General features: G+C 58.7%; 12 protein-coding genes and 1 pseudogene. 9 read left to right on the top strand and 4 right to left on the bottom strand.

The annotated features are described in order from the left end of the window. From IVA75_RS04595 to IVA75_RS04570, 6 genes are all read left to right on the top strand, one after another. Positions 1-251: hypothetical protein (locus IVA75_RS04595; RefSeq protein ID WP_247291472.1), on the top strand; the 251-nt coding region annotated here is incomplete at its 5' end. Between the two features lie 366 nt (positions 252-617). Beyond that, entirely contained in the window at positions 618-1541 is a 924-nt protein-coding gene (ligD, locus tag IVA75_RS04590) for a non-homologous end-joining DNA ligase (protein WP_247291470.1), read from the top strand. A 504-nt stretch (positions 1542-2045) separates the two neighbouring features. After that, complete coding sequence (locus IVA75_RS04585; RefSeq protein ID WP_247291468.1) at positions 2046-2222, top strand: DUF3606 domain-containing protein; 177 nt, start codon at positions 2046-2048, stop codon at positions 2220-2222. A 484-nt stretch (positions 2223-2706) separates the two neighbouring features. Then, the gene (locus IVA75_RS04580; protein WP_247291466.1) at positions 2707-3000 is read left to right on the top strand and encodes a hypothetical protein; all 294 of its coding nucleotides are present in this window, start codon (positions 2707-2709) and stop codon (positions 2998-3000) included. 437 nt (positions 3001-3437) lie between these two features. Next, positions 3438-3653, top strand: coding sequence for a hypothetical protein (locus IVA75_RS04575; RefSeq protein WP_247291464.1), 216 nt, complete (start codon positions 3438-3440; stop codon positions 3651-3653). A 284-nt stretch (positions 3654-3937) separates the two neighbouring features. Further along, positions 3938-4102 carry a hypothetical protein gene (locus IVA75_RS04570; RefSeq protein WP_247358660.1) on the top strand — a complete coding sequence of 55 codons (165 nt, stop codon included), beginning with the start codon at positions 3938-3940 and terminating at the stop codon, positions 4100-4102. Positions 4103-6814: 2712 nt separating this feature from the next. Here IVA75_RS04570 and IVA75_RS04565 read toward each other — a convergent pair. Continuing rightward, positions 6815-7069: a hypothetical protein gene (locus IVA75_RS04565; RefSeq protein ID WP_247291460.1), complete on the bottom strand. Its 255-nt coding sequence runs from the start codon at positions 7067-7069 to the stop codon at positions 6815-6817. Between the two features lie 316 nt (positions 7070-7385). Here IVA75_RS04565 and IVA75_RS04560 point away from each other — a divergent pair, with 316 nt between their 5' ends. Continuing rightward, entirely contained in the window at positions 7386-7592 is a 207-nt protein-coding gene (locus tag IVA75_RS04560) for a cold-shock protein (RefSeq protein WP_247291475.1), read from the top strand. Positions 7593-7623: 31 nt separating this feature from the next. On the opposite strand, the gene IVA75_RS04555 is transcribed toward IVA75_RS04560, so the two are convergent. Further along, a complete protein-coding gene (locus IVA75_RS04555) occupies positions 7624-7929 on the bottom strand; it encodes a hypothetical protein (protein ID WP_247291458.1) in 306 nt (101 codons plus the stop codon). A gap of 368 nt (positions 7930-8297) precedes the next feature. Between IVA75_RS04555 and IVA75_RS04550 the strand changes: the two genes are divergently transcribed. Both IVA75_RS04550 and IVA75_RS04545 read left to right on the top strand, forming a co-directional pair. Next, entirely contained in the window at positions 8298-8510 is a 213-nt protein-coding gene (locus tag IVA75_RS04550; RefSeq protein ID WP_247291457.1) for a hypothetical protein, read from the top strand. A 44-nt stretch (positions 8511-8554) separates the two neighbouring features. Next, positions 8555-8779: a hypothetical protein gene (locus IVA75_RS04545; protein ID WP_247291447.1), complete on the top strand. Its 225-nt coding sequence runs from the start codon at positions 8555-8557 to the stop codon at positions 8777-8779. A 1-nt stretch (position 8780) separates the two neighbouring features. Here IVA75_RS04545 and IVA75_RS04540 read toward each other — a convergent pair whose 3' ends face one another. Next, positions 8781-9113 (bottom strand): hypothetical protein, encoded by a 333-nt coding sequence (locus tag IVA75_RS04540; RefSeq protein WP_247291445.1) that lies wholly within the window; start codon positions 9111-9113, stop codon positions 8781-8783. A 145-nt stretch (positions 9114-9258) separates the two neighbouring features. Then, positions 9259-9466 (bottom strand): annotated as a pseudogene (locus IVA75_RS04535) (NYN domain-containing protein); the annotation flags it as partial.

The raw sequence follows: 9466 nt of genomic DNA, 5'->3' as shown, positions 1-9466 counted from the left end.
GAAGGGGGGTCACCGTTGTTCCCGGATCGGAAGTTGCGAATTTCGCCCATAGCGGGACCCACAAAACTGCAAGGCGACCCAGCATACAACCCGTCAAAAAGATCGTCCGCGACGATATCACATCGATGAACCCACACAACATCGAAGCACTCGTCTGCATCGCCTTGCCGATTGAAATGCCATCCCAGATCACCTGCCGGTCGTGGACGCGGCCGCGGCCGATGACCCTCGTGCTAAGGATAGGGGCTTAGGGCGCGGCGACCAGAGCGCGCCGATCCCCGACCTTCACATAACCTGCGACTATCAACTCCATCGTCTTTGACATTCCGCATCATTTCAGCAGCCAATCATTGGTGCAAGCAAATCCCCGCGAGATTGATCTCGGCCGGCGTGGCGCGCCGCAGCGCGCGCGTTACTGAGAACGAATTATCATATCGGGTTCGCTTCCTGTTCGGCGGCCGTTCTCAAAAACACAACCTGACAGCGCTGGAGCGGTTGTATTGCCGTCCGCGGGAACACGCTGGCAGCCCCGAAGTTGTAAGTCCCGTGACTAAGAAGGTAGACTGTCCCGCCGTCGGCTCCCAACACCGGCGGCGGGGTTTTTGTGAGTTGCGTGAGTGGCAAAGCGTACCGGAGCACCGGCCAAGAAGCCGCAAACTTCCATGCCGGGCTTTATCAGTCCCCAGCTTGCGACCCTGAAGATGAAAGCTCCTTCGGGGGCTCAGTGGATTCACGAAGTCAAATACGACGGCTACCGCATCCAGCTCCACATCGACGGCGACACCCGTAAAGCCTTTACTCGCAACGGCCATAACTGGGTCAACCGGTTCTCGGTCATTGCCGGCGCCTTCAATATTCCGGGTCAGGCGATCGTCGACGGGGAGGTGGTCGTCATCCATGGCGAGCGAACCAACTTCTCCGAACTCCAGGCGGACCTCGGCCGAGGCGACCAGGACCGGCTGGTTTACTTCGCCTTCGATCGCCTGTGGCTGGACGGCAAGGACCTTTGCAGGATGTCTCAGCTTGCCCGCAAGGAGCTGCTGAAGCAGCTGATCGACGAGAATGGGCTGGAAGCCCCCATCTTCTACAGTGAGCACCATGGGGGTGACGGGCAGGCGCTGTTCGAGGCGGCCAGCAAGCTTAACTACGAAGGCATCGTCTCGAAGCGGGTTGATGCGCCGTACCGGTCGGAGCGGGTCGAGACCTGGCAGAAGATCAAGACCGTCCAACGTGAGAAATTCCCCGTCGTTGGCTTCGTCAAGGACCCGTCCGGCGTTGCCGCGCTCTACCTCGGCAAGAAGGAAGGGAAAGAGCTGAGATACATCGGGAAGGTCGGCACGGGCTGGAGCCGGACGAAGTCGGCGGAGATCCGCAAGGCGCTCGAGACCGTGGTCAGCCCGAAGCAAAAGCTCACGAAGCCTGTTAGGAAACCGAAGGCCACGTGGGTCGAGCCAAAGTTCTATGCTGACATCGAATACCGCGACATCACCTCTGAAGGCCTGCTGCGAGCGAGCTCATTCAAAGGATTATATAAAAAATAGCTCAGGTACATCGATAGGTCTGCATGCGGGCGAGTGATACCTCCGCGTGAGCTACGTGATGGTATGGCGTCGAGCCAAAGATCCAAGCAGAGGCATTCTCTTGAAGCGAAGCTCTCGCTTTTGCTCAGTACAGGCAGCGCAGGGCTCCTGCTCAAGCGCACATGTAACGCAGATTAAGCGATCAGCGCGAAGGCGCCAGCTTCGTGCGCAGCGGTAGGAACGGGGCGCAGCAGGTCAAGTTTTCCAAGCATATGCAACCTCCCCAGACTAGGCCTCCGCCTTCCCGGAGGCCTTCCTTTTGGGAACACACCCTTCTTGCGGGCGTTTTATTTGCCAGTGAGTGGAGTACCGGCATGCCGGATCGCGTAACCCAAGCGGTAAAAAAAGCCCAAGCCATCCTGGCCCGCTATGTCGAGCCTGGCCGGAGGGACTGCGAGAAGACGATCAATGACCTGCTGACCGTTCTTGACGACGAACGGCTTGTACAGGCGATGGAGGAGGAACATGAGCGACAATCTCACCAAACGGGACCAGCGCGACCGTAGCAAGATCAACATGCATGAAGACTTCGAGGTCAAATATTGGACCAGGGAGCTTGGTGTCTCCAGCGACGAGCTGCAGAAGGCCGTCGACAAGGTAGGCAATTCGGCCGCCGCTGTTCGCAAAGAACTGGCAGCGTAACCGAGGCGCGCGGTATGCTTGCGATCTTTGGAGCAAGGCCCGCGCGCTTTTCATGCCATGACCGATCCCAACTGTCCCATCTGCTCCGGCATCGGCTTTGTCTGCGAGAACCATCCGGACCGGGCCTGGAGCGAAGAGCTTGGCTGTCAGTGTGGTGCCGGTGATCCGTGCGTCTGCAACAGGTCGCCGGATGCTGGCGCAGGAATCGAAGAGCCTGACGCAAGCCAGATTATTTCCGACACGATCGGAAAGAAGCGTCATTGACGGGCCGCCCGCTGATGTAAGGTGAGCATACCGTTCCTGTTTTTGCCAGCCAAACTCCTGGGTGAAGTTAAAGCGATGATCCGCAAGGCCTAGCGCAAGCTTCCTCTGTACGCTGTGGGTAAATCAATCAAAGCGCTTTGGTTGGGCCGCAATTACGTGCTCGGCTTGGACTTGGGAACGACACTCGGCGTTAGCAGGGTGTATCTTGATGGAGGTCTCGATGCCCAGGCACTTCGGTTTGAAGGCAACATCGGAAGTCACACGGTCGGAGTTCACGGGGTCGTCCATCGCTTCGCTGGACCAGACTGCCTCGGCGTCTGCATCGAAGAGCCATTCTCAGGACAGTTCTCCAGCGTCAAAGCGGCTCTTTCCCATGCTCGGAGCTGCCGTACTCGCCTGCGAGCTGGCGGGGCTCCCTTGGTCGGCGGTCCATCTCAGCAAACTGAAGCTGCACGCGACCGGCAAAGGCAACGCCAAAAAAAACGACATGCAGGCAACGGCGAAGGCGCGCTGAGGGAAAGACCTCGGTGAGGATGAAGCGGACGCGGCTTGGGCTGGCACTTTCGCGTTGGACCTCAATCTATTCGCGTAGCAGTCAGCAAAAGGCCCCAGCCCCAGGGGGGAAGGGCTGAGGCCTCGGGAGGGTCCTCGCGCTGTCTGGACGCGGTGACTGAACAGAAAACCTAACCGCGATCTGACGTTCCTAAAAAGGATCGGGGCCACTGACTTTCGTCAGCGGCCCCCCGGGTCTCTTTAAAAATTACGAAATGAAAAGGAATTGCCAGCCCCGTCTCATTATCCTCGCTCCGATATTTTGATTAGGCAATACTGATTTTGGCGTTCCCGAAACGGAACCATCTACTTAGCTTTGCTCTGGTACCCGCGCTCGGTGGCTCTGCTTAGGGACGTCGGCGTAGTTTAGGAGGCGACCGTCAAGAGCACCACGAGGCGATGGCAACAAACGGCGGCACCAATCAGACCATCGGGCTGCGCTGGGTGCGGCGGCTGTCGCTGCTGCGCCAGACGCCGCCCCTCGAAGCTGCGCGTCTCGAACTAGCCGCGCAAGCGAAACAAGGTCACTCACGTGGCCCGACGCGTGAGCGCAGCGCGATGTCGCTCGTTGGCCCGGTTACGGTGGCTGGCGCCGCGGCGCTCCCTGCGCTCTGATCCGCAATTGAACGGCAGCCGGAAGCATTAGCTGGCTGGCACAGAAAGCGGCGCCATGTTCACGTTAGGCTGAAATTCCGTGAGACTTCGAACTTCGGTAGTTGTACGGAATCCATTTTCGGAACGGGTGTTCTACTGTGAGAACACCGGCGAAATTTGGGTGCGAAGCTATTTGTAATCATCCGGGATGGCCGCAGTGGGACCGGAACCACCATGCGGCTTTTGCGTGGGTCAAACTACGTGGAGCCGTAACGTATCTAGGGCGACGTTTCGACGGAGTATTTGTGAGCATTCAGGTCATCATAGCGGCCATGTTGGAGCGCGAGCTAGCAGCGCGCGGCGTGCAATCATTGGGACATTCCGATTGCGTGCAGATTGTGGAAAATCTCCTTGGGCGCCTGAAGGAGCTAGATCAGGAATTAGCCGCGCGAACTATCGCGCAACAGTAATTTCTGCCCCGCGGAGCCGCATGCACATGGGCACACGACCGGCGGCGGTGCCGAAGCGCTTGGCCCGCCTTGCTTCGGATTAGGTGCAGACCTTAGGGCTCGGGGTCGGATAATTGCGTACTGCCGCCGACCTCAACCGTAGGCTAGCCGTCTCGGCAGGCAATGCCGAAGTTGTCACAAGCGAGAGCGAATGACTCCTTTGCCTTCGCATCCTCGAAGCAGAAACGGGTTCCAACCTCGGCGCGGTCGATCCACCAGTCGACGTTGTGCCTTTCGCGATACGGGAAGCTTCTCCCCGCAGCAGGTCCAGTTGTCTTCCGGCAGCACGAGCGATCAGTCAATTTTCTTTGATACCGTCCTCCAATAACAATCAGAACGCCGCGACTGGTCGATACAAAATGGAAAATTGCGGTGGGGTACCAGTTGACCTGCTAAGTGACGTGAATACGAAGGCACAGGCTTCTGCGATCCGAGCGGTCGCAAATTCTCAGGTGGAAAGATCGAAATGAAATATGCAGCCAGCCCCGGTAAAATCATCGTATCGCAGCAGTCCTGGCTTGCGATGTGATCTATTTCACAAGCAGGCTTAACGTGCATGAGCTGAGGGAAGGGCCCTTTGGGCTGGCCCCTGGCGAGCCTTCCAACTCAAGCACAAGGCCCGTGTATGTTCCCACGCGCAAATCCCCACACGGCAGCTTGCGTCATACGCGTTGACACCGGGTTTGAGGCTCGGGCGATTTAGGCTGACGGGCCTTTCGGCTTTGGATTGACTGCTGCTCGAGCGGCGCCCTTTGACGCCGCTTCGATTGTCTTGAGCCGCGTACCTCGACGAGATATTCCCCTTTGCTGCTTAGGCGCGGATGATCGGGATACTCTTGTAACTAGCCACAAATCGCTGCCGCAGCTGGCGCATTCGTACAGCTTCAACTCGTAGCCTATGGCCACGGGGGAAATAGCTTTGAGCAGTCGAGCTTGGCTACAAACCGTGCATCCGGCTTCGCCGTTCACGATCGCCTCCCGCAAGCAATTTGGCCGCAATGATCGGAATGAGAACTGAGTCTCGGTTCAGGAGCAATAGCGGCTCTCGCTGGCCGGGCCTGTTTTCGATACGGCCGCCCGGTAGTCGCCCGGAGATGTAAACGCGGACCAATGGAATACCGTCCTCACCTTTCGGCGGACCGGCAATGGCGCGCGGCGGTGACACAGAGAAGGCACCCACCCTCATTTGCAAAAGATGTCAGCGTCCAATGGAGTTTCTCGCGCTGCTGCCGGCAATTGCGAACCTACCTGCCGCCTATGCCTACAGGTGCATGGCCTGCCTGAGAGTTGAAACTATCGTTCTGGGCGGGGCGAAGGCGCCACCAGAGGACAACTTGGCTTGAACTCGAAGACCGAGGCGAGCGCCTTCATCTGCAATGAGACGAGCTCGTCCTCGGCATCCTGAGCGGCATTCTCGCCAACATGGGTCGGTTGCTCTAGAGAAGGACGCGAATTACGATCTCCGCCAAGATGCGACCGAGCCGCCTCATGGAGCGGCGATCATGGTGGAAGGGCATTGTTCCAGGCCGCGATTAGCAAGGACTCTGACCGCTCTTGCGCTGCTATCAGCCGAGAAGTTTAATCATGTTAATCGTCGGAGATTGGCAATGCACAAAATGATCGTGGTAGCCGCAATGAGCGCTGCGTTCGCACTTGCAGCGTGTGGGAGAGACCCAGGACCGAAGGGAGATCCAGGTGCGCAAGGTCCAGCCGGCCCGCAGGGAGCTCAAGGCATCCAAGGAGTGCCTGGACCACAAGGCCCCGCCGGCGCGCAGGGGCCTCAAGGGCCGCAGGGGCCGAAAGGCGAAAAGGGAGACAAGGGTGATCCGGCGACGGTCGACATCCGAGCGGTTCAGGCCGACGGCGCAGTCAATTGCGACAGCAGCGAAGCACTAGTTTCCGTGTTCTGCCCGAGTGGCGGTGCCGCGGACGGGGCGAAGTGCGGGACGTCCCCAACGATTGGGCTTTGCATGAAAAAGTGACTGAGCGTCGCCTAGGATATTGGTGGAAGTACTTCGGCCAACCCCGCGGCCGTTTAGTCGCGGCCCCGTCTCTCGCAAAAGGCTGCACCTCGCAATCGATATTGTTATGTGCTCGACAGCCTGTCCGAGCTAGAATTGGCACAACCAGGGGTGCTGCTCATAAGGTGGCGCGATGTGAAAGCCTTCAAGTTCGATGAAATTCCACCGCTCGCTGTTTCAGGGAAACCCTAGCCGCGAAGCCTGACTGCAGCCACGCCATGGCTTGCGTGTGCCCGGCTTTGCGCGAACTCTCGTTTCCCCACCACGCACTGAACCTGTAGGCTGACGGCGGTAGCGGCCTGCCGAGAATGTCTTCGATTTCCGAAAACGTGAGCCGGATCGTTTGCGCTGTTGTGCGCTCCAGCTCCCTCCGTAGTGGATCGTAAACGGACATACGCTCGGCTCGTCACGTTGTCCTGTCGTCACCGCTCTTGGGCATGTTGAAATCCCGCGCGGCAAGCTCCAGCTCGAGCTCAGTGATCCGCTCAAAGATGCGAGCAGCAATCGTCTCCGACTCTTCCGCGGTTAAGGATCGGATGCCCCGCAAAGCGAGCTCGTCCCTGAGAACCTTTGCCACTAGCAATAGAATGGCCATTGGAATCAAATCCTAAAGGGACGATCCAACCGCAACCGAAGGGCGAGCGCAAGTGATTCAGTGATTTCCCCGCGGTGGTCCGGCTAGCAGTCTCGGCATGGCATGTCGGCTGTCGCAGCTATCTAGACTGTTTGATCGATCGCGGTGCGCTTCGCCTGAGCACGAGCTGACCAGCATCTCCAGCTTCGATTGCTCCTCACTTAGGCGCCTTTCGACAAACTGGCGCTCGAACTCCGTCAGTTTGGTCTGCAATAAAAGCCGATAGCGTTGAATATTGTCGCGATGTGCACGCGCCAAATGGTCGTCGATCATTGTGCCGCCCTGTGACGGATATACCAGTCCATTCATCGCTTGTTTTATGGGGCACGCGAGCCCGCGCGGCATTGCACCACATCGCAAGAGCGGAGCATCTTCGCCCGCGCGCGCTCATCGATTGTAGTGAGCTTTTCTTTACCGATCTGTGAACTAGTTCACAATGGCAGCGGCGGGTCGTCTCCTGCAATCGCTCGCCCCTTATCAGACCACCGATTGCGTCGAAAGCACTCTCCGACCGCGCGCTGCGTTTTTTTTGCTTGTCAGCCCCGAAGCAGTCGACCTAGGCTATTCATTGTTCAACCGGGAGGCGGGCGTGGCGACAGGCATTGTGAAGTGGTTTAACGGAACCAAGGGATTCGGTTTCATCCAGCCCGATGACGGCGGCCCGGATGTTTTCGTGCATATCAGCGCAGTGGAGCGCGCCGGCTTATCGGGTTTGGCTGAAGGGCAGAAGGTCTCCTATGAGGTCCAACTCGACCGCAAGCGCGGGAAGAGCAGCGCCGAAAATCTGCGCGTCTGACGGCTGCCGCGACATAGCGCTGCGGTTTTGATCACTGCATCTTTTGTCCGAGGTCTCTCAGTAGCGTGTGGAGAAAGTCGCTGGCATGGTCGTATTGCGCGTTGCCGTTCGTGATTTGACGGACGCGTGGATCCATTAAGCGACCAACGGTTTCGGAGCCGAGCAACTCAACTCTGTCCGACCACAGCTGCAGCAACGTATCGGGTATATCGTCCGCAGATCCGAACATCTTCAAAAGGGAATGTTCGCCCTCGGGCTTGTGGTCGTGATGCGCCTTCGCCGCATAGAAAGCGAACAGCCCACGAAAGGCATCACGGGAAACGGTAGGTTTTCCCATCGCAATGTCCCTGAAAATATTACGTTCTCAATAGAAGCAAGTTTGACGCCTTAGTTCGGGAAAAGCTAGCAAAAGTCACCCTGTGCCCCGTTCGTTGTCGAAATTACCCGCCGCGGGCGGCCGAGTGAAAAGCGACCTCAGTCAATGACCGTGACCTATTTTGCCGCAGCCTTGGTCGGGCGTTCGCAGTGAAATTCTAGCTTTGGGGCGCTCTATGGCGCTAGTGCTCGCCAGCTGGTCCGTTCCGCTGAACCCGAGCCAGCGAAGGGCGCCAGCGTGTGGAAGCCAGCGTAGAAGTTGCGCCGGCCGCGCGGCTTGCACTAAGCTCATCCGATTAGATCGGAATTGTTTTTTGCGGAGTAAGCGTCATGTCGAGTGCGATTGAATTGATTGTGGACGGCTACGCAAGACTGAACGACCATCAGTCGCTCGAGGAGTTGAGGATGCACCGCCGGCGCTTGGCGCTCGATCTGAAAGCCATGACTGGCTTCGACTGCGGGTCGTCGATCGCGCAGCTCGAGCAAGACATTGCGGCCATCGAGGCTGGGATGGAGATGCTGTCCGGACCAATCGCCGGGTAGGCCAACGCGCCAACTTGGTGGCGGCGAGCGCCCAACGAGGGCAAGTGCTGCGATCTTTCATCATCGCTCCCCTCGCAGTGGTTTGGGCATGCCCGTCCGCGCTCAGCCTGACGTCTGAGGAGATCATCGCCAAGCTTCGTGCCGCGGGCTACTCCCAGATCCAGGAACTACCGGCCGGCAAGATCAAGACCTACAAGGCCGTCAAGGAAGGCACCACGCGCTCGGTAATCATCGACAGCACCGGCCACATCGCAGAGGTGGCGAGATAAGCTAGACGGGCAGACGAAGCCAGACGTCTTTACTGGACAGCGTGCCGGTTGGCGTCGCAATCTCCATATCGACGACGCGAAGCGAGCCATGACTTTCGTAAAGGTAGCGAAGGTGCCAGACCGGGCCGAGTTCCGGTGAAATGGCAAAGTCGTCCAACGCGCTTGTGATGTTGTGAACGGCATCGCGTCGGCCGATCGGTGCGGAGAACATCGCATCTATCAGCGCGGCTAGGCTCATGCCACCGACCAGCATGGCTCGTGCAGCTTCGTCGCCGTGAGTAAGCCGGAGGGCGGTCACGATGACCGCAATAGCGTCGGGGTTCTTCAGAGCCATGGCAGGTTCGCTTCGCCCAACAAAGCCATGATGCCGGATGCCGCCCCTTTCAGGCAAGCGACCGGAGCCGTCGCCAAGATATCTCAGAGCGACATCTGCCAACGGGCCCATCCGCACTTGCGGAATGCGGGGCCGCCTTCAGGGCCTAGTCGTGTGGGTCGTTTCCCTTCGGCTCTTGCAAGAACTTTGGCATGGGCCCACGCGCTTCGCGATCACGCGGGGCGGGGCGTTCCGATGGGTCGCGACCGAGCTTTGACTGCAGCTCGACGAGGTCGGTGAAGACGTCGGCCTGCCGGCGCAGCTCGTCGGCGATCATCGGCGGCTGGCTCGCGATCGTGGAAATCACGGTGACC

Source organism: Bradyrhizobium sp. 134 (genome assembly GCF_023074155.1).
GTDB lineage: Bacteria > Pseudomonadota > Alphaproteobacteria > Rhizobiales > Xanthobacteraceae > Bradyrhizobium.
The sequence above is the reverse complement of the archived record's forward strand: the minus strand, read 5'-3'. Positions and strand labels throughout refer to the sequence as shown.

Coding starts and splice junctions, on each gene's coding strand:
- IVA75_RS04585 (WP_247291468.1), top strand. CDS start 2,046: ATGAGCGACAATCTCACCAAACGGGACCAGCGCGACCGTAGCAAGATC.
- IVA75_RS04565 (WP_247291460.1), bottom strand. CDS start 7,069: ATGATCGACGACCATTTGGCGCGTGCACATCGCGACAATATTCAACGC.
- IVA75_RS04580 (WP_247291466.1), top strand. CDS start 2,707: ATGCCCAGGCACTTCGGTTTGAAGGCAACATCGGAAGTCACACGGTCG.
- IVA75_RS04540 (WP_247291445.1), bottom strand. CDS start 9,113: ATGGCTCTGAAGAACCCCGACGCTATTGCGGTCATCGTGACCGCCCTC.
- IVA75_RS04575 (WP_247291464.1), top strand. CDS start 3,438: ATGGCAACAAACGGCGGCACCAATCAGACCATCGGGCTGCGCTGGGTG.
- IVA75_RS04550 (WP_247291457.1), top strand. CDS start 8,298: ATGTCGAGTGCGATTGAATTGATTGTGGACGGCTACGCAAGACTGAAC.
- IVA75_RS04555 (WP_247291458.1), bottom strand. CDS start 7,929: ATGGGAAAACCTACCGTTTCCCGTGATGCCTTTCGTGGGCTGTTCGCT.